This window comes from Alcanivorax borkumensis SK2 (assembly GCF_000009365.1).
In the GTDB taxonomy this organism is placed as follows: domain Bacteria; phylum Pseudomonadota; class Gammaproteobacteria; order Pseudomonadales; family Alcanivoracaceae; genus Alcanivorax; species Alcanivorax borkumensis.
Genome location: NC_008260.1, coordinates 1,481,856 through 1,507,288 on the forward strand (window position 1 = coordinate 1,481,856; position 25,433 = coordinate 1,507,288).

The 25,433-nt window shown below is 52.0% G+C and carries 20 protein-coding genes and 2 tRNA genes; 21 read left to right on the forward strand and 1 reads right to left on the reverse strand.

Translation table 11 applies throughout. The features are described from left to right. Positions 1-23: 23 nt before the first annotated feature. From ABO_RS06760 to ABO_RS06850, 19 genes are all read left to right on the forward strand, one after another. Positions 24-97: transfer RNA gene (locus ABO_RS06760), tRNA-Cys, on the forward strand. Positions 98-244: 147 nt separating this feature from the next. Beyond that, positions 245-331, forward strand: a tRNA-Leu gene (locus ABO_RS06765). Between the two features lie 259 nt (positions 332-590). Next, the gene (locus ABO_RS06770; protein ID WP_011588589.1) at positions 591-4,259 is read left to right on the forward strand and encodes a response regulator; all 3,669 of its coding nucleotides are present in this window, start codon (positions 591-593) and stop codon (positions 4,257-4,259) included. 59 nt (positions 4,260-4,318) lie between these two features. Continuing rightward, positions 4,319-5,182: a CheR family methyltransferase gene (locus ABO_RS06775; protein WP_011588590.1), complete on the forward strand. Its 864-nt coding sequence runs from the start codon at positions 4,319-4,321 to the stop codon at positions 5,180-5,182. Positions 5,183-5,195: 13 nt separating this feature from the next. Continuing rightward, entirely contained in the window at positions 5,196-5,672 is a 477-nt protein-coding gene (locus ABO_RS06780) for a response regulator (RefSeq protein WP_011588591.1), read from the forward strand. 38 nt (positions 5,673-5,710) lie between these two features. Further along, on the forward strand, positions 5,711-6,256 hold the full coding sequence (locus ABO_RS06785) for a chemotaxis protein CheB (RefSeq protein WP_041704939.1): 546 nt from the start codon (positions 5,711-5,713) through the stop codon (positions 6,254-6,256). A gap of 7 nt (positions 6,257-6,263) precedes the next feature. Then, positions 6,264-7,400: a response regulator gene (locus tag ABO_RS06790; RefSeq protein ID WP_011588593.1), complete on the forward strand. Its 1,137-nt coding sequence runs from the start codon at positions 6,264-6,266 to the stop codon at positions 7,398-7,400. A 3-nt stretch (positions 7,401-7,403) separates the two neighbouring features. Next, positions 7,404-8,906: a type II secretion system ATPase GspE gene (gspE, locus tag ABO_RS06795; RefSeq protein ID WP_011588594.1), complete on the forward strand. Its 1,503-nt coding sequence runs from the start codon at positions 7,404-7,406 to the stop codon at positions 8,904-8,906. Between the two features lie 16 nt (positions 8,907-8,922). Then, positions 8,923-10,140 carry a type II secretion system inner membrane protein GspF gene (gene gspF / locus ABO_RS06800; protein ID WP_011588595.1) on the forward strand — a complete coding sequence of 406 codons (1,218 nt, stop codon included), beginning with the start codon at positions 8,923-8,925 and terminating at the stop codon, positions 10,138-10,140. Positions 10,141-10,149: 9 nt separating this feature from the next. Continuing rightward, positions 10,150-10,575: a type II secretion system major pseudopilin GspG gene (gene gspG, locus ABO_RS06805; protein WP_011588596.1), complete on the forward strand. Its 426-nt coding sequence runs from the start codon at positions 10,150-10,152 to the stop codon at positions 10,573-10,575. A gap of 1 nt (position 10,576) precedes the next feature. Continuing rightward, positions 10,577-11,296: a type II secretion system minor pseudopilin GspH gene (gene gspH, locus ABO_RS06810; RefSeq protein WP_011588597.1), complete on the forward strand. Its 720-nt coding sequence runs from the start codon at positions 10,577-10,579 to the stop codon at positions 11,294-11,296. Continuing rightward, on the forward strand, positions 11,293-11,673 hold the full coding sequence (gene gspI, locus ABO_RS06815) for a type II secretion system minor pseudopilin GspI (protein ID WP_011588598.1): 381 nt from the start codon (positions 11,293-11,295) through the stop codon (positions 11,671-11,673). The genes gspH and gspI overlap by 4 nt, the downstream gene beginning before the upstream one ends. Further along, a complete protein-coding gene (gspJ, locus tag ABO_RS06820) occupies positions 11,670-12,329 on the forward strand; it encodes a type II secretion system minor pseudopilin GspJ (RefSeq protein ID WP_011588599.1) in 660 nt (219 codons plus the stop codon). Before gspI ends, gspJ begins: the two co-directional genes overlap by 4 nt. Before the next feature lie 41 nt (positions 12,330-12,370). Then, positions 12,371-13,393 carry a type II secretion system minor pseudopilin GspK gene (gspK, locus tag ABO_RS06825; protein WP_041704940.1) on the forward strand — a complete coding sequence of 341 codons (1,023 nt, stop codon included), beginning with the start codon at positions 12,371-12,373 and terminating at the stop codon, positions 13,391-13,393. A 111-nt stretch (positions 13,394-13,504) separates the two neighbouring features. Beyond that, positions 13,505-14,644, forward strand: coding sequence for a type II secretion system protein GspL (gene gspL / locus ABO_RS06830; RefSeq protein ID WP_011588601.1), 1,140 nt, complete (start codon positions 13,505-13,507; stop codon positions 14,642-14,644). Beyond that, positions 14,641-15,159: a type II secretion system protein GspM gene (gene gspM / locus ABO_RS06835; protein WP_011588602.1), complete on the forward strand. Its 519-nt coding sequence runs from the start codon at positions 14,641-14,643 to the stop codon at positions 15,157-15,159. The genes gspL and gspM overlap by 4 nt, the downstream gene beginning before the upstream one ends. Positions 15,160-15,641: 482 nt before the next feature. Then, positions 15,642-16,394, forward strand: coding sequence for a DUF1461 domain-containing protein (locus ABO_RS06840; protein WP_011588603.1), 753 nt, complete (start codon positions 15,642-15,644; stop codon positions 16,392-16,394). 33 nt (positions 16,395-16,427) lie between these two features. Then, positions 16,428-18,461: a PEP-utilizing enzyme gene (locus ABO_RS06845; RefSeq protein ID WP_011588604.1), complete on the forward strand. Its 2,034-nt coding sequence runs from the start codon at positions 16,428-16,430 to the stop codon at positions 18,459-18,461. 68 nt (positions 18,462-18,529) lie between these two features. Further along, positions 18,530-19,321 (forward strand): DUF2189 domain-containing protein, encoded by a 792-nt coding sequence (locus ABO_RS06850; protein ID WP_011588605.1) that lies wholly within the window; start codon positions 18,530-18,532, stop codon positions 19,319-19,321. A 71-nt stretch (positions 19,322-19,392) separates the two neighbouring features. On the opposite strand, the gene metH is transcribed toward ABO_RS06850, so the two are convergent. Continuing rightward, complete coding sequence (metH, locus tag ABO_RS06855; RefSeq protein ID WP_011588606.1) at positions 19,393-23,094, reverse strand: methionine synthase; 3,702 nt, start codon at positions 23,092-23,094, stop codon at positions 19,393-19,395. 301 nt (positions 23,095-23,395) lie between these two features. Here metH and ABO_RS06860 point away from each other — a divergent pair, with 301 nt between their 5' ends. Then, the gene (locus ABO_RS06860) at positions 23,396-24,214 is read left to right on the forward strand and encodes a mechanosensitive ion channel family protein (RefSeq protein WP_011588607.1); all 819 of its coding nucleotides are present in this window, start codon (positions 23,396-23,398) and stop codon (positions 24,212-24,214) included. 10 nt (positions 24,215-24,224) lie between these two features. After that, a complete protein-coding gene (locus ABO_RS06865; protein WP_011588608.1) occupies positions 24,225-25,010 on the forward strand; it encodes a DUF481 domain-containing protein in 786 nt (261 codons plus the stop codon). Positions 25,011-25,433 lie beyond the last annotated feature (423 nt).

The window sequence follows — 25,433 nt, forward strand, 5'->3', positions numbered from 1 at the left end:
TTTTTTCTTGTTAAAGCAGTTAAGGCGCGGTGGCAGAGTGGTTATGCAGCGGACTGCAACTCCGTGTACGCCGGTTCGATTCCGACCCGCGCCTCCAATTACCACCCTTTTGGGGTGATGTGGTGACAAACTACCTAGCCTGGAAAATGGTTAGTGTCGCCGGCACAATAGAAGACAAATAAAAACAGCTGTTTATTCCCGCCTCTGTTTTTATTCAGCGTTTTCTGGGTACGATGCTCTTCCTGCGGGTATGGTGAAATTGGTAGACACAACAGACTTAAAATCTGTCGACCGTTAGGTCATGCCGGTTCAAGTCCGGCTACCCGCACCACTTTCCTTTTCCCATTTCTGCCCTAACACCGACAGCATCCTGAAAGTAGATCCTTCTTAAATCTCGTCGCTAATCAGTTTGGCCTAACTGACTACACTCCATGTGATCTCATCGCTTAAGCCCGTTTCAAGCAGTCTACCTATTGTGCTCGGATGATTTATTGCCGCTTTCCGTCCGTTTCTGCTAGTCTCAGACTATATTCTTAGCTTCAATCGGGGCTGAATAATAACAAGCTGGAAAAGGCATGAGGGCTATTTAAATGAACTGGTTCCAGAACCTATCTGTGCGGCTGAAGATTTTGTCTGTAGCCGGGCTAGGGGTTGTGTTGTTTATAGTCTACGCGGCCTACAGTTTTTACATTGCTGAAACCAATATCGACCATTTGAAGCGGATAGAAAGCCAAGACTTTCCTATTCTTGAGCTGATTAACGCTAACAATGTAGATTTCATAACCATCAGTGAATCCTATATTGAATCAATCACTGAGGCAGATCCGGATTTACTGGAGCAAGCGCAATCCCGAGCGGCGGCCTTCGAACAACGGCTGGTGGATATTCGCCAAGCAGATCCAACTCTTTCCAATGACGTGGAAGAGCTGCGTCGTCATTTCACCACTTACATCAACGGAGCCGCTGCGCTGGCCCGTAATCTGATTACCACTAATGACACTCCAGACCACCTGTCCCAGCGGATATCTCACGTTCGCGCACTTCAGGATGCCTACGAAAGCAGCCAGAAAGCCTTTGAGCAAGAGCGCTATAAAGCGTTTCGCGAGACGCTGAACAGAAGCCGTTCGGATAATCTGGGAACGCAGAAAATTGGCTTGTTTCTAGGTTTTGTCGCTTTCACGTTATTGGCGTTAACTGCCCTGTGGGTCACTCGAGCAATTACGCTGCCACTGAAAGGGGCAGTGGATGCAGCTGACAATATCGCCAATGGTAAATGGGATACCCATATTGAAAATGGGGGGCAAGATGAAACGGGTTACCTGCTGCAGGCTATCCGAAAAATGCGTGATGCCTTGATTGCGCGTCATACCGAGGATCGACAACAGGAAACAGTGAAAAACCATCTGGCCGAATTAAATAATCGCATGCGTGGTGAGATGGGATTCGAGCAGCTTGGTAATAATATATTGAGTTTTTTGGTGCCTGTTCTGGATGCGCAGGTCGGCGCGTTTTATAGCTACGATGCGGATACTGAGACTCTCAGCCTGAGTAGCTCCTATGCAATGGAGCGGCGCAAGCATCTCGCCAATAAATTCCGGCTGGGCGAATCACTGGTCGGACAATGCGCACTGGAACGCAAGAGTATCCTGCTCGAGAAGGTGCCTGATAGCTACATTAGTATCGCCTCGGGTACTGGCGCTGGGCAGCCACGTAACGTGGTAGTTATGCCCGTTATCCATGAGGATGAGGTAAAAGGGGTGCTTGAGATCGGTGCATTCCGTGACTTCAATGATGGAGACCTGGCTTTTATGGAGCAATGTGCCTCCATGATTTCTGTATCACTGCATAGCGCACAGAGCCGTTTTCGGCTGGCAAACATGCTGGAACAAACCCAGTCACAGGCGGAAGCGCTGGAACAACAAAAAACAGAAATGGCCCAGGTAAATGCAGACTTGGAAGAGCAGGCCATGGAGTTATCTGCATCCGAATCTCGACTACAGCAACAACAGGAAGAGTTGAAGGCCATTAACGAAGAGCTAGAATCTCAAACCCAAGCACTTCGCGCGTCGGAAGAAAGTTTGCAGAACCAACAGGAAGAGTTACGCGTTACGAATGAAGAGCTTGAAGCCCAGGCTCGTATGCTCACCGAACAGAAGTCGGAAATGGCTCAGAAGAACGATGAGCTTGAACTGCTGCGCCATGAGCTGGAGGATAAGATTCGCGAGCTGGAAATGTCCTCACGTTACAAGTCTGAATTCCTATCAACCATGAGCCATGAGTTGCGTACACCGCTCAATTCAATTCTTATTCTGTCCAATGCTCTAGCGCAGAATAAGAAAGGAAACTTAGAAGAAAAACAGGTCGAACACGCCCAGGTCATCCACTCTGCCGGTACTGATCTGCTTAGCCTGATCAACGACATCCTCGATATTTCCAAAATCGAGGAAGGGAAAATGGATGTCATCATTGATGATTTATCCCCAACAGAAATTGTTGAACATTTCCGTCGCAACTTTGCTCACGTGGCGGAGAGCCGCAATTTGGATTTCAAGGTTGAGCTCGGCGACACCCTGCCTGACCACTTCTATACGGACCGCCAGCGCCTTGAACAAATCATCAAGAACCTACTCTCTAATGCTCTCAAGTTTACTGAGCATGGCTCGGTGATGCTGAGCCTAACTCAGCCAGATGTCTCGGAAACCTTGCCCTCACGACACCTGGTGCCAGGACAGACACTAAAATTTGCGGTGACTGACACGGGGACAGGGATTGCACGTGAAAAACAGAAACTGATTTTCGAAGCATTCCAGCAAGCTGACGGCACTACGAGCCGTAAATACGGCGGCACTGGCCTAGGATTGACCATCTCTCGTGAGTTAGCTCGTCTCCTGGGAGGGGAAATCGGCCTTTACAGCGACGGCGAAGGACAAGGATCGACGTTTGCCCTGTATTTACCCGTGGGCAGAGCTGACGAGGTTGAAACTAATATTGGCGACGGCGCAGGCGAGGACATCAATAATAATGGACAAGCGCATACCGCTCCGATGATGCCACTGAATCCGGATTCAGACGATTTCGTCGTGCGTGAAAAAACGGTGCTCATTGTTGAAGATGATGACGAGTTTGCTCGAGTGCTGGTCGAGTTGGCTTCGGATTATGGGCTTGAGGGGCATGTCTGTCATGACGGCGAAGATGGCCTGGAATACGCAAGCCATTACCGGCCCAGCGCTATTATCCTCGATATTGGCCTGCCTGGCATTGATGGCTGGGAAGTGATGGAAAAGCTTAAGGCCGATCCGCGCACCAAGGATATCCCTGTGCATTTTTTGTCGGGTCGCGATGAACGCAATAAGGCGCTGGAAATGGGCGCCCTGGATTTCATGTCCAAACCGGCGAATGAGGACGATATTCTTTGCGCATTTGCCAAAATTGAAGGAGCCATTGAGACCAATGTTCGCCGCCTTCTGGTGGTTGAAGATAGTCAAATCCAGCATGAAAGTATTCGTGAGCTATTCAACCAGAAAGGGGTAGAAATCACCGCAGCCACCAATGGTCAGCAAGCGCTGGATGCTCTGAAGAGCACCGTATTCGATTGCATGATTCTGGACCTAACGTTGCCGGACATGAGTGGTTTTGAGTTGCTGGAGACTTTACATGCCAATGACGATTACGGCCGTGTTCCAGTAGTGGTCTACACGGGCAAGGATATGAGCCGGGAAGAAGAGGCTAAACTCCGTAAATATGCCGATCGCATCATTCTCAAGACCGAGCGCTCCCATGAGCGATTGTTGAATGAAGCGTCGCTCTTCCTGCACTGGCTGGAGTCCACCTTGCCGGCGAATCGTCGCCCTAAAGTGAAATCCATTGAACACCGTGGTGATATTTTCGAGGGCAAGCAGTTACTGCTCGTGGATGACGACATGCGTAATATCTATGCCCTGTCTGCACAGTTGGAAGAATTGGGGTTCTCCATCCATATTGCCAACAACGGCCGAGAGGCGCTGCAAGTCCTAGATGATAATCCATCCATTGATATTGTACTGATGGATATCATGATGCCAGAGATGGATGGTTACGAGGCCATGGCAAGGATTCGTGAACAGAGCCAATTCAGCAAGTTGCCAATCCTTGCACTTACAGCAAAGGCGATGAAGAATGATCGTGCCAAGTGTATTGAAGCTGGAGCGAACGATTATTGTTCCAAGCCCATAGATATGGCGAAGCTGACGTCTTTGCTGCGAGTTTGGTTACATACGTAGTGACTGGAAAATACGCCTGCAGTCACTTTATAAGAACAAGCACCGTGGCGGATAACGTTATGGCACAAACATGTCCGATTGAGGATGCTGACGTTAGCATCGAAGACATCGAAATTCGCCTGCTGCTTGAGGCGATATATCAGATGTACGGCTACGATTTTCGTTTCTATAGCCGCGCCTCCATACGTCGCAGGATCATGCATCATCTAACCATGTCTGGCTTTGACTCAATCATGGAGATGACCGATAAGGTGCTGCGCGACCGGTCCTTCTTTACCACCTTATTTAATGAGCTGACGGTGAACGTAACCGAGATGTATCGGGATCCGGATTTCTACCAAAGCTTCCGTGAAGAGGTTATCCCGGTGCTGAAGACGTTCCCGTTTATTAAGATCTGGCACGCAGGCTGCTCCACCGGGGAAGAGATTTACTCCATGGCCATTTTGCTAGAGGAAGAAGGGCTTTACGACCGGGCCATGATCTACGCAACCGATATCGACAAGAAAGTGCTAGCCTCGGCCAAGAAGGGCATTTACTCCATCGAAGCGGTCAAACAGTATGGTGACAACTATCGGCGGGCCGGTGGTAAGCATTCTTTATCTGACTATTTTACCGCCCGCTATGACAGCGTGATTATGGAGCAGCGACTGAAACGCAATATCGTCTTTGCCGATCATGATCTGGCAACAGACCAGGTTTTTGGTGAAATGCATGTCATCCTGTGCCGGAATGTACTCATCTACTTCAATCGAGCATTACAGGAGCGTGTGATCAAGCTGTTTAGTGACAGTCTAGATATGGGCGGTTACTTGTGCTTGGGAACCAAGGAAAGTTTACGTTTCAGTGGGCAGGAAGAGTCGTTCGATGTTATCAACAAGTCGTTGCGAGTTTTTCGCAAACGGCAGTTTCAACACCACGCATGATTAGAGACAACTGATGATTGAGCAGAAGTTGCTATTAGTGGATGATCAGCCAGCTAACTTAGTATCGCTAGAGGCGATTCTGGAAAGTGAAGGCCGCATCCTTATGAAAGCGCACTCGGGGCAGGAGGCGTTGAAGATTCTGCTTAAGGAAGATATTTCTTTAGTGCTGCTGGATGTGCAGATGCCAGGCATGGATGGCTTTGAAGTGGCTGAATTGATGCGTCAACGCAAAGACACCCAGACTATCCCGATTATCTTTGTGACGGCGATCAGTAAAGAAAAAAAATACGTTTTCAGGGGCTACCAGGCTGGCGCTGTAGACTACTTATTCAAACCATTGGACCCACTGATCCTCAAAAGCAAAGTAGATTTTTTTCTTGGTTTGGATAAACAGAGACGCCAGCTGCAAGCAAAATTGAAAGAAGCCCAAGCGCACCGTGCGGCCTATGAAGCTGGCAAGACACGGGGCGGGGAGGGCAGCGACCAATAGTCGTGAATACTTGCATAGGGGGAGTAAAGGCAATTGTTATGGGCGCGTCTTGGGGCGGGCTTAATGCCTATATTCACATTCTGTCTGTGTTGCCCGCGGATTTTCCTTTGCCAATCCTGATGGTACAGCACCAGCAGGCTAGCGCGGATAACCGTATGCCGTGGTTACTGGCTCGTTACTGTGCTTTACCGGTGGTTACACCGGAAGATAAAGAGCCGATTATAGGGGGGCATGTTTATGTGGCCCCGCCGGGTTACCATATGTTGGTGGAAGACGATCAGACACTGGCTTTCTCTAATGGAAGGCCTGTACTCTTTTCCCGGCCGGCAATAGACGAATTGTTTTTTTCTGCTGGCGTTGTTTATGGCCGTCATCTGATAGGCGTGATTCTCACAGGGGCCAATGAAGACGGCGCAGCAGGCATGAAGTATATACACAGTAGAGGCGGATTCACCATCGCCCAGTCACCGGTGAGCTCGGAAGCACCCACAATGCCTGAAGCGGCAATAACAACAGGTGCGATTTCCAGGGTACTCGATCTTGAGGCAATCGGGCCCTTTTTGGCTAAACAGGCTATGGGGTAGGACGCGTATGAAACAAAACATTTTGGTTGTGGATGATCACCGCGAAAACTTGATCGCCCTGGAGGCGATCCTGGATTCTGACGACCGTAATCTGATCATGGCACAGTCCGGTAACGAGGCCTTGTCCCTCGCCCTCAAGCACGATTTAGCTCTGGTGCTGTTGGATGTGCAGATGCCGGAAATGGATGGGTTCGAAGTGGCCGAACTTATGCGTAAAAATAAGAAAACCCGCCACATTCCGATCATTTTTGTTACCGCTATATCAAAAGAACAGAAATACGTTTTCAAGGGCTACGAGTGTGGGGCGGTGGATTACCTACTCAAACCCATCGACCAAAAAATTCTGGAAGCCAAGGTTAGCGTTTTCCTGGAACTGGATCGCCAACGGCGCAAGTTACAACAGGCCGTGGTGCAAATGAAACGGCTAAAAGACGAAAACGAGCGACTGCTGCATGCACTTGGCGAAGCTCTGATCGGCACCAATGCCGAGGGTAAAATCACTTTTTGTAATGAAGCAGCTTGTGCCCTATTGCGACAGAGTCGTGATGACTTAGTAGGCAATGATATCGCCGACCTGATATTCAATGATGATGCTGGCAAGTCGTGTTGGAGCTGGGATAGCTCTCCATTACAGGAAGCTTGCAGACAAGGGGAAAGCTGGGAAAATGAGCATAACCTGTATACTCCCGATGATGATGGCTTGCTAGCCTTATCAGTGAGAGCCAATGCGATTACTAATGATGCAGGCATCTTCACAGGGGTGGTCGTGGTACTTGGCCTCTCAGATGATGAAAATAATGGCGGAGACTGCGCTCGTAACCATCGCCGTAACCCTCGCAAGAGGTTGTTCCGCGAAATGGTAGTGTTTGACCGTAGCACCGGTGGTAATGTGGGGCGCTTAGTAAACTTGAGTGTGAACGGCTTCAAGCTTTTTTCCCGCCGAGCATTAGCCCATGGTGAGGATTTGCAACTTGGCATGGTGCTGCCCGACCAGATTTCAGGGGTAAACACCGTCAGCTTTGATGCCCGGGTTGTTTGGGCGGAAACGTTAGATGCCCCTGGTGAGTTTCAGGTAGGTTTTCAGTTTCAGACGTTGAATTCGGTCACCCGTGATGTGATCGAAAACCTAATGGAAAACTATTAAATTATGGCTGAGCACATGGAGTCGCCTGAGAACATAGAGCTTTCTTCATCGTTGTTGCCCTATGGTTTCGCGCGGCGTTTCGGTGTTCTGTTGCGTGAGCGCGATGGGCAGAAAGAGTTGTGTCACCGGCAGGATGTTTCACTGGCCGCGCTAGGTGAGGTGCAACGTCATATCGGCCGCCTGCCGCGCCTAGTACCCATGGACGACACGGCTTTTAGCGCCGCCATGGCAATCACCTATGAACAGCAGCGCGGCGCGGCAGCAGAAGCCGCCGATGATCTGGAAGGACTTGATCTGGCAAGCCTAGCAGACTCACTGCCGGAAACGTCGGATTTGCTTGAGCAGGAAGACGATGCTCCGATCATTCGGCTGATCAATGCCTTGTTACAGGAAGCCATCCGTGAAGATGCCTCCGATATCCACATCGAAACCTTCGAACGACGGCTAGTAGTTCGTATGCGAGTCGATGGTGTCCTTCGTGAAGTGCTTACCCCGAAAAGGGAACTGGCGCCGTTGTTAGTCTCGCGAATCAAGGTAATGGCGCGAATGGATATCGCTGAAAAGCGGATACCTCAGGATGGTCGAATCTCCTTGCGCATTGGTGGGCGCGATGTGGATGTGCGGGTATCGACTATGCCCTCCAGTAATGGTGAGCGGGTGGTGCTACGCTTGTTGGACAAGCAAGCGGGGCGTTTACAGGTATCGCATTTGGGCATGGGCGAAACCTGTGACGCTCATATGCGCGAGCTAATCCATAAACCCCATGGCATTATTCTGGTGACCGGCCCGACAGGGTCCGGTAAAACCACAACGCTTTATGCTTCCCTAACCGAATTGAATGACAGTACCCGCAATATTCTTACGGTAGAAGATCCCATCGAATACCAGCTAGAAGGGATCGGCCAGACTCAAGTCAACACTAAAGTCGACATGACATTTGCCCGCGGACTGCGTGCCATCCTTCGCCAAGATCCAGATGTGGTGATGGTGGGGGAGATCCGGGATCTGGAAACCGCTGAAATTGCAGTGCAAGCCTCCCTGACCGGCCACCTTGTACTGTCTACTTTGCATACCAATACAGCAGTGGGGGCGGTGACCCGCTTGCAGGACATGGGCATTGAACCTTTCTTGCTCTCTAGCTCCCTGCTGGGTTCCTTGGCTCAGCGGCTGGTGCGTGTGCTATGCGATGACTGTAAAACCCCGTACCAGGCTAGCGCTAGTGAGCTGGAAATGATGGGGTTGGCGGCTACGGAGAGCCGTACGCTGTATCACCCCAATGGTTGTGAATCCTGTAACCATCAGGGTTACCGGGGCCGTACCGGGATCTATGAACTGGTACTGGTGGATGACACGCTACGCCAGTTGATCCACGATCGCGCCGGCGAGCTAGAACTTAACCGCCATGCTCGGACACTAACTAGCGGTATCCGCGAAGATGGTTGGCGAAAAGTGCTCGGCGGACACACCAGTGTAGAAGAGGTCCTGCGGGTAACCCGCGAGGACTAACGGGACAGTATTCTCCATGCCAGCATTTGAATACCGCTCTCTGGATCACAGGGGCAAGATCAACAAAGGCACGCTGGAAGCAGACAGTGCCCGCCAGGTGCGCCAGCAATTGCGCGACAAGGGCTGGGTGCCGCTGGAGGTCAATGAAGCCAACGACTCCAGCAGCCAGGGCATGGGCCGGTTTGCCGGGTCCGGCAAAATCAATGGTGCTGAGCAGGCGCTGATAACGCGTCAACTGGCCACCCTGCTGAAATCCGGCCTGCCGGTAGAACAGGCCTTATCTGCGGTCTCCAAGCAGGCCGCCAACGACCGTATCGAACGGATTATGCTGGCGGTGCGCGCCAAAGTGCGTGAAGGTTATAGCCTAGCGCACAGTTTCGAATCATTTCCCCGTGCTTTCCCGGAAATGTACCGCGCCACGGTAGCGGCCGGTGAGCAGAGCGGGCATTTGGAACAAGTGCTGGAGCAACTGGCGGATTACCTGGAAACCCGCCACGACACTGGGCGTTCCGTAGCCCAGGCGATGATTTATCCTGCGTTTATCATGGTGTTTGCCTCCATCGTCATTATGCTGATGATGACCTTCGTGGTCCCAAAGCTGGTGGCAGTGTTTGAGGGACGAGATCAAGCATTACCGTTACTCACCCGTATTGTCATGGCCATGAGCGACTTTGCTCGGGGCTGGGGCTGGTTGGTTGTGTTATTGATCGTTGTGGCCGTGGTGGTATTTATGCGGGCCATGCGTGATCAGCGCTTTCGATTACGGGTGCACCAGCGTTTGGTGAATATGCCTCTGGTAGGTACTATGCTGCGGGCGGGTGACAGTGCCCGGCTGGCCAGCACGCTGGGTATCCTCGGTCGCTCCGGTGTGCCGTTGGTGGATGCCCTGTTTATCGCCGCGCAGGTGGTGGGCAATCTGGCGGTCCGCAATGCGGTAAAAAACGCGGCCGCTAAGGTCCGCGAAGGCGGCAGCCTCAGCCGAGCCCTGGATGCCAGTGGTTATTTTCCTCCCATGCTGGTGCAGATGATTGCCAGTGGCGAGGCCAGCGGCGAACTGGACAACATGCTGACCCGGGCTGCGGATTATCAGGAACGAGAACTCAGCAGTACGATCGGGACCATGGTAGGGCTGCTCGGTCCAATCATGTTGTTGGTCATGGCCGGAGTGGTGGTCATGATCGTCCTCTCGGTCATGCTGCCGATCATGCAAATGAATAACTTACTAGCCGGTTAAGGTGAAGAAATGAAAGCAAAAAAGGCCATGTCGGGGTTTACCCTGCTGGAAATTATGGTTGTGGTTGCGATTATCGGCCTGCTGGCTGCGGTGATTGTGCCTAACGTCATTGGTCAGGGGGAAGCCGCCAAGGTGGACCTGACCAAGGCCAACATGGGCAAAATCGTGCAGCAACTAGACCTATACAAGTTCAACAATGGCAGTTATCCAAGCACTGAAGAGGGGCTGAATGGCTTAGTTGAGCGTCCCTCATCCGCTCGTAAGTGGCCTGATGGTGGCTACCTGCCCAAGGTCCCGCTCGATGCCTGGAACAATGACTACGTTTACATTAGCCCCGGTGTAGAAGGTCCCTTCGATTTGTTGTCAATGGGAGCCGATGGCGTTGAGGGGGGCGAAGGCGCCGACGCGGACATCAACTGGCGCGAAGTTCAGTAATATGCGTTTGCTCCGCTCCCAGCAGTCTGGCTTCACCTTGCTGGAAATTATGGTGGTGGTGGGGCTGATTGCACTGCTGAGCGCGGTAGTGGTCAGCCAGGGTAACTGGACATCGGACGACCGGCAGCTAGAACAGGAATCTGCTCGTCTCAAGGATACCCTGGCGTTGCTCAACGAACGCAGCCTGTTTTCCGGGCAGTTATTGGCGCTACGCTTGTACCATGATGGCTGGGAGCCTCTAGCCTACGATATTGTAACCGCAGACTTTGTCCCCATCGAAGATACCGCCCTCAAGCCACGTCAAACCCCTCCGTCGCTAGAACTGGTTTGGCAGCTAGATGAACTGGCGGATGAAGAACAAGCCAGCCTTAGCCAGGTTGCTGAAAGCCTAGTCAAGCAAGACACCTCTTTGGATCTGGGTGAAGGTGTGCTCGGCGACGAGGATGATGAGAGAGCGGCATTACAGCGCAAAGAAAATCGGGGAGGCGAAGATGAGAAGGAAAAGGTATTCCCCCAGGTATTCTTTTTCCCCAGTGGCGAAGTCTCTCCGGTAACGCTATCGATACGAAGCCTTGCTGATATGGAAACAGTGCAGCGCTGGCAAGTGTCGGCCTTAGGGCAAATTTCCGACCCGGACCTACAGCAGGACGAAGATAAGGAACAGAGAAAAGAAGAATGGTTAGAGCGGCGCGCACGGATGATTGAGGAAGAACCGGAATGAAACAGCAGCGCGGTTTTACGCTTGTAGAAGTGTTGGTCGCTGTCTCCATTCTTGCTCTGGTTATGGTGGTGCTTGGTCAAACCATGGGTTCCACAGCTCGCGCCTATACCAATATTAATGAGACCCATCTCGGCTTCTTAGTTGCCTCGGATAAATTAGTGGAAATGCAGGTGTACCAACAGTGGCCGTCCACCGGTGAGTCCGATTCTACCGTCACTCGAAATGGTCGTGATTGGTGGGTCAATACCCGGGTCAGTGAAGGCCCATATCCCGATACCCGCCGGGTAGATATTGAAGTCGGCATGATGCAGGACGATGATCAAGGTCAAATGGCGTATCACCTAGCCAGTCTGATCGGGAAACCGGCCTCCGGATGATCAACATCCAGCACGCCACTAGCCGCCAGCGTTCCTTCCAGCACGGTTTTACTCTGCTGGAAATGGTTATCACCATCGCGATTTTTGCGTTTATCTATGTCTGGGTGGCAAGCTTTCTTAGTAGCGCACTGCAAGGCCGTGAGCAGCTCAAAGAAGGTGCAGATGAGATGGAGCGTAACCAGCGGGCGGTGACGTTCCTAACCCTCGACTTCGAGCAGCTAATCAACCGTCCGGTCAGGGATCCTTATGGTGACCCGCAGCCCGCCATTCTCGGCCGTGACAATTATGTTGAATTTACCCGTTTAGGATGGTCCAACCCATTTGGACTGCGTAAGCGTAGCGAAATGCAGCGTGTGGTATACGCTTTAGAAGATGACACCCTGTATCGCCGTTATTGGCCGGTGCTAGACACTAACGTGGCCACCGAGTACCAGCAGGACGTGCTAATCGACCGTGTGGAGCGCTTCACTGTACGCTATCTTGATCTCACCCCCCAAGGCGAATGGCAATGGCTGGAGTTGTGGCCAGATGTGAGCATGACGGCAGTACCCGTTTGGCAGCAACGCCTGCCAAAAAGTATTGAGGTAGAGATCGAACTAGAAAATGGCAACATTGTGCACAGGTATTACCGAACAGTGGTGAATCCATGGGGATGACGGTAAACCTGTCAGGTCGAATGACTCGAAGGCAAGGGGGCATGGCGTTGGTGATCGTGCTGCTACTGCTAGCCTTACTGACGACCATTACCGTTGAAGTGCTTTTCCGGCAAGATCGTTTCCTTACCCGCGCCGATAATCTATTGCAATGGGACAAGCGCTACCAGTACGCCATGGCAGCTGAGGTGGTTGCCCAGCAGGGTCTAATTGATGACTTGCAGGATGACCAAAAGAATAACGCCCTAGTGGATGATTGCGTTGACGAGCAGTGGGCCGTGCAATTGCCGCCAACGCCCTATGAAGATGCCATACTCAGCGCCAGCGTGCAGGACCTGCAAGGCCGTTTCAATTTGAACTGGCTCATTACCGCAGAAGGTGACAATTTTGTTCGAGACCAGGATGGTATCGACAGGCTCACCCGCCTGATCGAGCTCACCTTTCCCCAAGAAACAGACGCATCGCGGCTCGCCAACGAAATGGCCGACTGGCTAGATTCCAACAATATAGTGGACGGAGTTGAAGGGGCGGAAGATGCGGATTACCGCACCCGGCGGACTCCAAATATGCCCGCCGCGCATGAATCTGAACTGCGTGCCTTGCTCAGCTTCCAGGTAGCTAACCAGCCCCAGGACGGCATGATTTGGGGCTTGTTTACAGCTTTGCCATTGGGCACAACATTGAACGTTAATACTGCACCGCTTCAGGTACTGGATGCGGTGTTAGGTGCCACGGCGGGTGATACCGCGGCACAAGCTATTGTTAAAGAGCGGGAGCAGGAGCCGATTGACGCCATTAGCGACCTGATGCAGGTTGCTCCTTTTAGTGAAATGGATCCCGACATCAAGCAGCAGATAAGCAGCTTGCTCGGTGTCAGCAGTGAGTATTTTCAGGTTATGGTGGATGTAGAGGTCGACGGACAACTAAGTCGCCTAGTAAGCCGGCTGCGCCGCCGCAATGGTGACGGGCAGAGCACTGAAGTATTTAGTCGGCAGGTCAGCCCATTGCTAACCCCACTCGAACCGGCATGCAATCCCTTCTACAATGTGACCCAAGGCTCGTCTTGATACACTGGACTAACGGAGCAGGCTGTTAGAAAGTGCATTAAGCGTCGGCCATGCCAGACGGACACATGCAAAGATAATAACGCGGATATAACGACCAAAGGACACAACAGCGTGGCAGAGGCTCCACTGATTTATTTAAGCGGTGCAGGGGGAACGGAACTGGATCTTGAACATCCGGTGCTGTTGCAGCGAAACCCTGCGGAACACGTCCAGGTCATGAGCCTGCGCGAAGCGCTGGAACAGTCTGCCGGCCAGACCCTCCATGTCATTGTCAGCGTAGCATTTGCCCGGCTAACCCATGTTAGCCTGAGCCGAAAACAGGCACGTCATATGCAGCGCATTCTTCCGTATTTGCTGGAAGAACAGATGCTGGACAACCCTGAATCACTGTGGTTTGTTTCCCGCAAAGGCAGCGGTGATGACTATGAAGTGACCGCCATTGCTCGACAATTTATCGAGCAACTCAAACGGTGGGCCGCAGAACAAGACGTACTGATCACCTCCCTGCAGGTGGACGCTGAGCGGTTGCAGGGTCAAGCACCTCTGATTGCTGAGTTGGACGAAAATCAGACGCTATTAATGGCAGACCGAGATCGTTGCCTAGTGGTTGATGCTCAGCAGCGTGATGGTGTGCAGGCCCTGTTTGGCGACAGCCTCAATGAGCCTATGGTGTTATCCGGCCCAACGGCGTTTGTTGACGCCTTGCGTAACGGTTCAGGGCAGGAATTACTCACAGGCCCCTATGCCCCAAAACAAAAGAAAGGCAGTAATACAACGTTTGCTCCTTGGAAGCCACTTGGCATTCTTGCTGCATCCGTATTTGTACTGGCTCTGGTGGCCATCTGGGTGCAACAGTGGCGTTATAATCAGGCGGCCGAAGCGACTTTCGCCGATGCCCAGACGCTATTCGAGAACCTGTTCCCCGGTGATAAGGCCTCTGCGGCCCTGAGTCGCCAGTTTGAGGGCCGGCTTGCTCGCCTTGGTGGCGGTAGCAAGTCGGGGCAGGCTGATTTCTTCCCACTTCTGAGACCAGTGGCGCAAGTGTTGAAAGAGATAAACGTTGACCCCAAGCGGCTGCAATACGATCAACGTGAAAATACGCTGCTATTGGATGTTGGCGCTAAGGATTATGCCCAACTGGAACAACTTCAGAATGCGCTCAAAAAACAGGGAGCACGCGCCTCAATAGCAAATTATCGCAATAGTGCTCAGGGCGTGAGCGCGCGAATCAAGGTGGAGCAGCCGGGATGAGCAGTGCAGCAGAACTGAAGAAACTGGCGGCTCAACGTCGAGAACAGGCAGTACAGTGGTACGAAAGTAGAGAACCCCGAGAACAACACATCCTGAAAATATTGGCCGTGGTAGCGTTTGTGGTGCTGCTGTATTGGTTGCTCTGGGCTCCGTCGGTCGCGGCCAGGGATCAGGCAAAGAAGCAATTTATGGTCAATCAGCAGACGTTACAGTGGATCCAGGACAATCGCGAAGCGGTAATCGCGGCTCGGCGGAGCGATGTATCGTCAGCACAACCCAACGGCAATTGGACCGGTAACGTGAGCCGTAGTGCTGATCAGTTTGGCCTTACTTTGAAAGGCTTTTCACCGGATGGTAATCGCGCCGTGCGTATCCAGATGGAAAATCAGGCAACCTCTCAAACGGTACTTTGGCTGCAATCGCTTCAGCAGAGCGGCATACAGATAAGCAACCTTGAAATGACGCCTGGTGAGAAATCGGGTACCGCTACGGTGCGTGCGACCCTGCAGAAGTAAGCGGTAAGGCGCCACAAAAAAATGAGTTGATGGCCGTAATCGCTATACGGCCCTACGCCTATCTCTGTCGTTTAGCTGTACTAAGCAGCCGGCCTGCTCATGAGCGCAATGCCACTGCCGTCGGCTGAATCGCGGCCGGGTTAGCCTAGTTTTAGAGTAAATATAGTGACATGGGCATCTTGGGATCAACGGGATGTGGGACATGACTCAGTGGTCAACAGTAGCGTTAGCCCTGTTCCCATAATAACGATTCAGGTGCAAGCTTAGCGTTTGCAGCTCATTGTGAGACGCTGGCGTTACCGTCTTTTCACTAACGAATCAGTGTTGCTCTGTGCTGCACTGTACCCCTATAGAGTCGTCACTATAGATTGATTGGCAACCCGTCAGGGAGCAAATACCCTCGAAAGAAAATTAAGGCTATAACAGCGATCGCATGTGGCTGGGTACTCTGTTTATTATGCTGTTATTGTTATGAGGGTGTTATGAACCAAACCGGTCGATCAAATCTGATCGCAGCCACGGCTATGTGGTTTGTCTATGCGGTCACGATCGTTATGCTGGCCGTAATACTGTGTTGGGCGCTTTATAGTCAGGTAAATTATGGTTATCGGTTCTGGTACCAAACTCTGGGTATTGGTAGCCATATACAAGTCTATGGTCCTCAGAATCGTTTTAACGCTGGCTTTGAACAGCTGTCCGCCGAGAAACACGTGGAAGCTTTTGAACAAATCCGTGATGCGGTCCATAACGGTGGCATGGGGCTGGCTGATATCGACTACCAACCACCAGGCAAAGAGCCACGCCCTTTGTTACACCATGCGGAAGTTCAGCACTTGCAGGATGTGGCTGATTTTATTGATAGAGGCCGCATACTTTTCTTGGTATTGCTGGCGCTCTGGTTACCTTTAGCCTGTCTAAATATCAGGCTGAAATCACCACCGATACGGTGGCGCCTTGGCATTACTGTTTTCACTCTAGGGGCTATGTTAGCGTGGTTGTTGATTGCCGGCCCGACCCAGGTTTTCTATCAGTTTCACCTCTGGATCTTTCCCGCTGACCATCAGTGGTTTTTCTATTGGCAAGATTCGCTGATGAGTACATTGATGAAAGCGCCGGTTTTATTCGGTGGCATTGCAATGGTAATCGCTTTGGGAGCATTACTGCTCACGCCAGTTCTTTACTGGTTCGGTTTGTGGGGAGCGCGCATAGTGCTTCAGCACCCAGCAGATAACTGACAAACGATCGGCAAAACAAATAAGAAACGGCTAATGAGCATTGAAGTACTGACTGCGGATATTGAGGGCGGCGAAAACTTGCAGCGTTGGGCTGCCATGGGCTTACCTATTCCGCCAAGTTGGCGCATTAGTCGTCAAGTTATAACAGGCAATTCTGTTCAGTGGTTGACGCAACAGCTTGCTACCTTGGCACACATGTTTTCAGGCGACCGTTACTGGGTGTTGCAACAAGGGCCAATGAATCCGGAGTCACGTCGAGAAAGCCTGTTAAATCTGGATTCAGATGAAGCGCTCGCTGCGGCACTTCAACGCATTTTCCAGCGTGCTCCAGGGCCAGATCATGTGGTGATTCAAGCGTTACCAAAACAACACGCTGCCGGCGTGCTATTTACCCGACACCCTTTGCGCCAAGATCTACCGCATATGGTGGTTGAAGGAGTCGTAGGTGGTAACAGTGAACGTCAGCGGCTTATTTTCGATGAAAATGACCGGTTGGTGTATGCCCCTGAGGCTCAATTGCCTTTAAACCAACAGGTCGGTGAAGCCCTTTTTTGTCGGCTTCACCGTCAGCTTAAAGATAATTTTAAACATCCACAGGCTGGAGAGTGGGTTTTTGATGGTGAGCAACTATGGCTGTTGCAAACCCTTCCTGTAGGTTCGCTCTCTGTACCCAAAGAAGCCTGGGCCCGCCGGGCTGGGGTAGGGCTTTTCAATCAGGTGGAAACTCCTCTGTGGTATACCCTGGCCGGGCGATGGTTAAAAGCCGGCTTCTGGGAACCGCTAGTAGAAAGTGCCGGGTGGAAAGGGCTCGCCAAGGTTGAACCTTACCGGCGTCAACATAGCCATATTTACACCAATTGTGCGTTCTTTCGTGAGCTTCAGCGCGAACACCCAGGGGCCGCACGATTTGTGCCACCAGCATGGCAATCTCTGGAATGTGACCCTGCATCTGCTCCACAAACGGTAGGCTCCTCATTTTCTAAGAGCATTAACCAATGGCGGCAGAGCTGGATCTTGTTGGAGCTGTCACTGAATGTGCAGAAGTGGAAGCAACCAGAGGTAACCCGTGAGGGCCTATGGCGCGCTTTTATGCGCCTTGATGCCATGGGAGAGTCCCTTAGCCGCGTAGAAGGTGAGCTTGCCTACCTAAGGCTGGCAGATGCATTGGTCGATTATCGTGCGCCTCTGCCTTTGACGTTGCTGGTTACGCCTACTGAACTTCGGGCCCTGCAATCCCTGGTGGCTGGCGAGGTGGATTCGGTACGTGATACAGCATTACGACCGGGTGTTGATCCTGTCCATGCCCCCTTGAATGAGGGGCCGGCTCAAGCGTCTACACTTAATAGATTGCAACAACCGGGAATCGTTAGCGACGCCCCGTTGGCGCAACTCTCAGATGCGGACGAGCAGGCATTTAAAATGGCACGAACCGCTCGCGGGCTGCGTTTTGCTATTGGTAATCGTCTACGGCAACTACTTCGTTCCATGGCGGCTATTGCGGTTGAGCAAGGGACGCTACAACACCTTGATGATATTCATTTTCTGTACTTTGATGAGCTTTGGCAGCTGTGGATGGGATCAGCATTGCCTGCCAGCGCCAATAAAGCTGTGATCGGTGATCGTAAACTGCGTTACCTTGATGATGGCCTACAGGGAGCGCCGGACTGGAAGATGGACCAAGTAGGGTACGGTTTTGGCGGCGGACAGCGTCTTAGCCCTCTATTACGTGGGCTGACGCTGGTGCCTGGTTCTGCTGAAGGTGCCATTCGCCGTGTATGCAGTGCCTGGTGCCTTAACAAGGTACAGCCTGGCGACATTGTTGTGGTAGATGAGGTCGATCCCGCTTGGTTGCCCTGGCTGGTACAAGCAGCAGGGCTGGTGATTGCCCAACAGGACCCTGCTAACGGCGCGGCTAGCTTAGCTGTGACATATGGGATTCCCGCTATTTGGGGCGCCAGCGACGTGATGCATAGTGTTCAGGATGCGCTGCAGGGCACTCTAGACGCGACCCATGGCAAGCTTGCCATGGCGTCGGATATGAATAACGATGACGTTACTGTGCAGTAACCTGGGTAGGCCGAGAAGCTCGCCTAGGTAAGTGGTTGTTTTCCTTTTAAAGGTGAGAGGTGAGAGCCGTGCCCCAACCCCCGACCCAAGAAGAAGATACCCGGCCATTTGTGGCTCCATGCCACAGCATTGATAACACCGCACCGCTGCGTTGGTTGCGCAAAGGGTGGCGCGACTTTCTTAATGCACCGGGGCCAAGCCTGCTCTATGGCGCGATAATGGTCTTTATCAGCTACCTAATTAGTGCCGCGACCTGGTGGTTCGGCAATATGGGCCTGTATCTTGGCCTACTTTCAGGCTTTGTGTTCTTGGGGCCGCTACTCGCACTCAATCTTTACGCCATTAGTATCCAGTTGCAACAAGGCCGCCAACCAAGCCTGTCAGAAAGTCTGAAGCAGGCACGTTCATGCTTGGGGGATGCCCTGACCTTTACGGTCATTCTGGTGGTGGTATTTTTGGTGTGGGCCAGGGCCGCTAATTTGATCTATATCTTTTACCCGGTGAACGAGTGGCATTTGGAAAATGTGCTGCTTTTTTTTGGAGTCGGCAGTAGCGTAGGAGCGTTATTTTGCGCCATCGTTTTCACGGTTAGTGCCTTTTCGTTGCCCATGATTATGGATCGCAAGACCGATATGGTCACGGGGGTTATCACGAGTACAAATGCGGTATTACGGAATAAGCTACCTCTATTTATCTGGGCCAGCTTGATTGGGGGTTGCCTATTGGTCGGGCTGTTAACAGCATATCTAGGTTTATTGGTGCTACTACCGGTACTTGGCTTTGCTACCTGGCATGCTTACCGAGAGGTGATCGACGCAGAGGAATGGGAACCGCGATTTGAGTTGCCCAAAGAAGATTGAAATTTGACTGATAACACCACTACAGGGTCCGCCATGTGGCGGACCGATGCGGTGGTGTGCGGTCAGTAGACTTAATTTTCGTCCATGTACCCGAGCAGATGGGGCACCATTCGCTCGATTTCTTTGCGAGACATGCCTTTACGTGCCGCGTAATCATCCATTTGATCTTTCGCCAGCTTACCCGTGCCGAAATATTTAGCCTCTGGGTGTGAAAAGTACCACCCAGATACCGCCGCAGTTGGGAGCATGGCGTAGCTTTCCGTGAGTGTCATCCCGGCGTGGGTTTCAGGATCAAGCAACTCCCACAACAGGGCTTTCTCTGTGTGATCAGGGCAGGCGGGGTAGCCTGGAGCAGGGCGGATGCCTTGGTATTTCTCGCTGATCATGTCCTGATTGCTCAGTGCTTCATCACTGGCGTAACCCCAGTAATCTTTACGCACTTTTTCATGTAGACGCTCGGCAAACGCTTCGGCTAGTCGATCCGCTAAGGCTTTAAGCATGATGGCGGAATAGTCATCGTGGTCCGCTTCGAATCGGGCCACATGCTCGTCGATGCCAATGCCTGCGGTTACTGCAAAACCGCCTAGCCAGTCGGTGAGCCCGGTTTCCTTGGGGGCGATAAAGTCACTCAAGCAGTAATCAGGCTTGTTGTTCTTGCTCCGATCCAACTGTTGGCGAAGATGGTGGAGGGTCATGAAGGCCTCACTATCACCGGGATTACGGTATAGTTCGATATCATCCATTTTAGAGTTGGCAGGCCAAAAACCTATTACCCCGCGGGCAGTTAGCCACTTTTCTTCAACTATTTTATCAAGCATTTCCCGGGCATCACGGTAGAGCTTTGTCGCTTCAACACCAACCACTTCATCTTCCAGAATGCGTGGAAACTTGCCAGCCAATTCCCAGGCGCGGAAAAAAGGAGTCCAGTCGATCCGCTGAACCAGATCCTCCAGTGGGTAATCATCTAAAACCTTCAAACCTTTAACTTTCGGTTCGTGAGGTGTGTAATCGCTCCAGTCGGGTTGAAAACGGTGCTCCCTTGCCTGGTCAATGGAGATTAAACTGCGGTCCACTTGCTGTTGCTGACGTCGAACACGGAGCGTCTCGTAGGTTTCTTTGATTTCGGCAACATATTCCGGCTTAGCGGTCTTGGATAGCAACTTGGACGCCACGCCTACCGCACGGGATGCATCCGCCACGTGCACTACGGCCTGGTCGTAGGCTGGGTCTATTTTTACTGCAGTATGAATGCGGCTGGTAGTCGCCCCACCGATCATCAGCGGTAGGTCCATGCCCAAGCGCTGCATTTCGCTGGCCACATGGACCATTTCTTCCAGTGACGGCGTGATTAGCCCGGACAGGCCAATGATATCGACCTTCTCTTCTTTCGCAGTCTCAAGGATCTTCTCGCAGGGCACCATCACGCCCATATCCACTACGTCGTAGCCGTTGCACTGTAGCACCACACCAACAATATTCTTGCCAATGTCATGTACGTCACCTTTCACGGTGGCCATCAAGATTTTGCCGTTCGCTTCATCTTGGGTGCCCATTTCTTCTTTTTCTTTTTCCATAAAAGGCAACAGGTAAGCCACAGCCTTCTTCATGACCCGGGCGGATTTCACCACCTGGGGGAGAAACATCTTGCCTTCGCCGAACAGGTCACCAACCACGTTCATGCCGTCCATGAGAGGGCCTTCAATCACATGGAGTGGACGCGTAGCGTTCTGACGGGCCAGCTCGGTATCTTCTTCCACATAATCAGCAACGCCTTTGACTAAGGCGTGCTCAAGGCGCTTTTCTACTTCCCACTCACGCCAGGCAAGATCTTCTTTCTTAACTTTTTCGGCACCGCTACCTCGGTATTTTTCTGCCAAGTCCAGCAACACTTCGGTGGCGTCTTCATTGCGATTAAGGACGACATCTTCAACCGCGTTGCGCAATTCTTCTGGGATATCGGCATAAATAGCAAGCATGGTAGGGTTAACGATACCCATGTCCATGCCATTCTTGATGGCATAGTAGAGGAACACCGCGTGAATCGCCTCGCGGACGGTATCGTTCCCTCGGAACGAAAAGCTCACATTGGACACCCCGCCGGAAATCATCGCGTGGGGTAGGGTGCGTTTGATGTCAGCCACCGCTTCGATGAAATCCACGGCATAGTTATTGTGCTCTTCAATGCCCGTCGCGATAGCAAAGATGTTGGGGTCGAAGATGATGTCTTCAGCCGGAAAGTTCACTTCCTCAGTGAGCAGCTTGTATGCACGGGTGCAGATCTCCACCTTACGCTCACGGGTATCTGCCTGGCCCTCCTCATCGAAAGCCATGACAATAACCGCCGCACCATAGCGGCGCAGTAATCGAGCTTGATGAAGAAAGGCAGCCTCGCCTTCCTTCATTGAAATGGAATTCACCACTCCCTTGCCTTGTATGCACTTCAGGCCCGCTTCGATCACCTCCCATTTGGAGGAATCGATCATGATCGGCACTTTGGAAATTTCCGGCTCTGAGGCCACAAGGTTGAGGAATTTCACCATGCACTCAGCGGACTCCAGCATCCCTTCGTCCATGTTGATATCGATGATCTGGGCGCCGTTTTCTACCTGATCGCGAGCCACGTCCAAGGCTGCATCGTAATCCTCTTCTTTAATCAGGCGCAGAAAACGCTTGGAGCCGGTCACATTGGTTCGTTCGCCTACATTTACAAACAGGGAGTCCTTGGCGATTGTGCAGGGTTCTAGACCGGAAAGGCGACAAGCCACTTCAATCTCAGGTAACGGGCGTGGCGCCAGCCCTTCAACTGCTTTGGCCATGGCGTCGATGTGCTCTGGTGTAGTACCGCAGCAGCCACCAATTATGTTCAGGAAACCTTTCTCAGCCCAAGCGCGGACCTCTTTAGCCATGGTGGCAGGGTCCAGGTCGTATTCGCCCATTTCGTTAGGCAAGCCCGCATTAGGGTGAGCAGACACGTAGGTCTCGCAGATACGCGAGAGCTCTTCTATATAGGGGCGCAGCTCCATGGGGCCCAGTGCACAATTGAGGCCGAAGCTGATTGGGCGAGCATGGCGTAGGGAGTTGTAGAACGCTTCAGTAGTTTGCCCCGTGAGGGTACGGCCAGACGCATCGGTGATCGTCCCGGACACCATCACCGGCAAGTCCAAGTTGTTTTCGTAGCAATACTGATCCACCGCAAAGACTGCGGCCTTAGCATTCAACGTGTCGAAAATGGTTTCGATTAGCACCATATCGATACCGCCTTCTACCAACCCATCCAAAGCTTCTAGGTATGCCTCTACCAAGGCATCAAAATGGGTATTGCGGTAGCCGGGATCATTCACATCGGGACTAATACTGGCCGTACGGTTAGTGGGGCCAAGCACTCCGGCCACATAGCGAGGCTTATCCGGGGTGGATGCTTCGTCTGCCGCTTCGCGGGCAACGCGAGCGGAGGCCACATTAATCTCACGGGCCAGATCTTGCATGTCGTAATCGGCCATGGCGATAGACGTGGAGTTGAACGAGTTGGTCTCGATGATATCCGCGCCAGCATCAAGGTAGCCTTTGTGCAACGCTTTGATCCGCTCAGGCTGGGTCATGCTGAGCAGGTCATTATTCCCCTTCAGATCGCTAGGCCAATCAGCAAATCGGGCACCACGAAACTCTTCTTCAGTGAATTTGCAACGCTGAATCATTGTGCCCATGCCGCCATCAAGAATCAGAATCCGTTCTTTAAGTTGGGCAGTGAGTTGAGCACGCGAGTTCTGTGACATTGATGGCTCCAGCAAAGGCGGGAAATTGGGGCGTGCATTATACCGGGGCAAGGGCCAGATACCCAATCTGTGGTGCCTTATCCTGGAAAAGACCATGATAAAGCCGGCTCAACCCCCTTCGAGACTGGCCATGCGGACTATTTACTTTCATTATTGAGCAGGCTGGGTCCAGGGTTGGCAGGTTGGCCTTTGAATCTGGCAGATGAAATCTTTGTAAAAACCTGTATGCCAGCAGCTTTCGCACTTGGGGTTGCTGTAGGAATGGGCATAATTGCGCATCACTGGATGAGGAGTACGCTTAATGGATCAATATCTGTCGCAACTAGAAACCTTTGCCAATGAAAACTTGGTGCCCTATGCCTGGAGCATTGCCGCCGCACTGGTAATTTTCATTGTTGGTAGCTGGGTGGTTGCTCGGCTAAGTCACTGGGTGCAAAAACTACTAAACAAACGAATGGATGAAACGGTCGCCACCTTCTTAGGGCGCATTGTTCATATCTTGTTATTTGTTTTCGTTGTTATTGCGTCTTTAGATCAGCTTGGCATTGAAACGACCTCGCTAGTTGCCATTTTGGGTGCTGCCGGCTTGGCTGTTGGCTTGGCATTGAAAGACTCTCTGGGTAACTTTGCTGCCGGCGTGATGCTTATCCTGTTCAAGCCGTTCCGCGTGGGCCATTACGTTGAAGCAGGGGGAACTTCTGGTACCGTTAAAGAAATCCGCATTTTCGCAACCATCATGAACAGCCCGGACAATAAAGTACTTACTGTCCCTAACGGCGCAATCATGTCCGGTAATATCGTCAATTACTCCGAAAAACCGACCCGCCGTGTGGATATGGTCTTCGGTGTTGCCTACGATGCTGATCTTTCTGTGGTGAAAAAGGTGCTTGAAGAGATTCTTGCTGCGGATGAGCGTGTTCTGAAGGATCCAGCCCCAACTATTGTGGTAGGTGAGCTGGCGGATAGCTCAGTTAATTTCCTATGCCGCCCCTGGGTAAATAGCGCGGATTACTGGCCAGTTCTGTGGGACACCACAGAAGCGGCGAAACTTCGCTTTGACGAAGCAGGGATTGGCATTCCGTTCCCACAGATGGACGTACATCTAGACAAAAATGACTAAGGAGTTATTCATGCGCAGTAAGACAATCGCTGCCATGCTGCTAACCGCCGGACTTCCGGCGGTTTCTGTAGCTGCGCAAGACGCAGCTGCCGATAAGGGTAGTGAAGTTAGCAAATGGTCTGGCGACATTGGTGTCGGGCTGCTATTCAAGCGCGGTAACACCAATTCCGACTCTACCAATGCCAATGTCAACATGGCCCGGGACAGCGAGAAATGGCGGCATACATTCAAGGCTGATGCCAATAACGAGAAGGAAGAAGATCCTGATACGGAAGAATATAACCGTACGGATGAGAACTACTTCGCTTCCTACAAGTTGGACCGCAAACTCGGTGAAGATGCCAAGAACTACCTGTTCAATGTGCTGACCTACCAAAAAGATAATTTTTCGGGTTATCACTACGAAGCCAGTTATGCCATCGGTGTGGGGCGTCGGTGGGTCGATTCGGATCGGCAGACTCTGGATGCGGAAATCGGTCCAGGTTATCGAATAAAGTGTTTGGAGCCTCAGGACAGCTATATGAGCTGCCACGACTCCGAAGAGAATGCCATCGCACGCGTCGGTATCAAGTATGAGCTTAAGGTAAGCGACAACACCACCTTCAAGGAAGATCTTTCCACAGAGGTTGGTGGTGATGGAGCGGATACCCGGGCGGAAACCTCTCTGACCACGGCAATCAACTCCCGTTTCGCGTTACGTCTACGCCATCTGCTTGAGAGCGACTCTTCGGCACCTGCGGGAACCAATGAAACGGACCATACCTTTTCTGTAGGCGTGGTTTACTCACTTCTGTAGCACCGTTCTAAGCGTTAGAAAAACGCCAACTCCGGTTGTTTTTTGCTCGCCACGGATTAAAAAGAAATGAGTAGGGCGGCGGTACAATGTTGATTGCGATCAAGTAACGCAGCAACCGTACTGCCGCCATATCAAATGCTACGTTTGATATGGCGGGGAATATTTATCCCCAGCCATGCCGTTTCTCAGCACCTGAATTAGCCTCAGCTAACCCCAAGCCAAGTTACGAATATCGGTGTAACCGCCACCAACCCCGTGATGCACGCTGTCATGCATCTACCCTTGGGTATTCGAACCTGAGTTTTATTCTAAGTTGCGCTCTTGACTGAGGTGCTATTGAGACGGCGGCGGTGTGCACCGAGACGCTGAAGATTTTTTCCTCTATTCCCGCCTCAGGCACTGTGAGTTCACTAGCAGGCAGGT

Excerpts from the sequence above, each read along its gene's own strand:
- ABO_RS06770 (WP_011588589.1), top strand. The coding sequence starts at position 591 with ATGAACTGGTTCCAGAACCTATCTGTGCGGCTGAAGATTTTGTCTGTA.
- gspG (WP_011588596.1), top strand. The coding sequence starts at position 10,150 with ATGAAAGCAAAAAAGGCCATGTCGGGGTTTACCCTGCTGGAAATTATG.
- gspK (WP_041704940.1), top strand. The coding sequence starts at position 12,371 with ATGGCGTTGGTGATCGTGCTGCTACTGCTAGCCTTACTGACGACCATT.
- ABO_RS06790 (WP_011588593.1), top strand. The coding sequence starts at position 6,264 with ATGAAACAAAACATTTTGGTTGTGGATGATCACCGCGAAAACTTGATC.
- metH (WP_011588606.1), bottom strand. The coding sequence starts at position 23,094 with ATGTCACAGAACTCGCGTGCTCAACTCACTGCCCAACTTAAAGAACGG.
- ABO_RS06780 (WP_011588591.1), top strand. The coding sequence starts at position 5,196 with ATGATTGAGCAGAAGTTGCTATTAGTGGATGATCAGCCAGCTAACTTA.
- ABO_RS06860 (WP_011588607.1), top strand. The coding sequence starts at position 23,396 with ATGGATCAATATCTGTCGCAACTAGAAACCTTTGCCAATGAAAACTTG.
- gspF (WP_011588595.1), top strand. The coding sequence starts at position 8,923 with ATGCCAGCATTTGAATACCGCTCTCTGGATCACAGGGGCAAGATCAAC.
- gspE (WP_011588594.1), top strand. The coding sequence starts at position 7,404 with ATGGCTGAGCACATGGAGTCGCCTGAGAACATAGAGCTTTCTTCATCG.
- gspJ (WP_011588599.1), top strand. The coding sequence starts at position 11,670 with ATGATCAACATCCAGCACGCCACTAGCCGCCAGCGTTCCTTCCAGCAC.
- gspM (WP_011588602.1), top strand. The coding sequence starts at position 14,641 with ATGAGCAGTGCAGCAGAACTGAAGAAACTGGCGGCTCAACGTCGAGAA.
- gspI (WP_011588598.1), top strand. The coding sequence starts at position 11,293 with ATGAAACAGCAGCGCGGTTTTACGCTTGTAGAAGTGTTGGTCGCTGTC.
- ABO_RS06775 (WP_011588590.1), top strand. The coding sequence starts at position 4,319 with ATGGCACAAACATGTCCGATTGAGGATGCTGACGTTAGCATCGAAGAC.
- ABO_RS06840 (WP_011588603.1), top strand. The coding sequence starts at position 15,642 with ATGAACCAAACCGGTCGATCAAATCTGATCGCAGCCACGGCTATGTGG.
- ABO_RS06845 (WP_011588604.1), top strand. The coding sequence starts at position 16,428 with ATGAGCATTGAAGTACTGACTGCGGATATTGAGGGCGGCGAAAACTTG.
- ABO_RS06785 (WP_041704939.1), top strand. The coding sequence starts at position 5,711 with ATGGGCGCGTCTTGGGGCGGGCTTAATGCCTATATTCACATTCTGTCT.
- ABO_RS06865 (WP_011588608.1), top strand. The coding sequence starts at position 24,225 with ATGCGCAGTAAGACAATCGCTGCCATGCTGCTAACCGCCGGACTTCCG.
- gspH (WP_011588597.1), top strand. The coding sequence starts at position 10,577 with ATGCGTTTGCTCCGCTCCCAGCAGTCTGGCTTCACCTTGCTGGAAATT.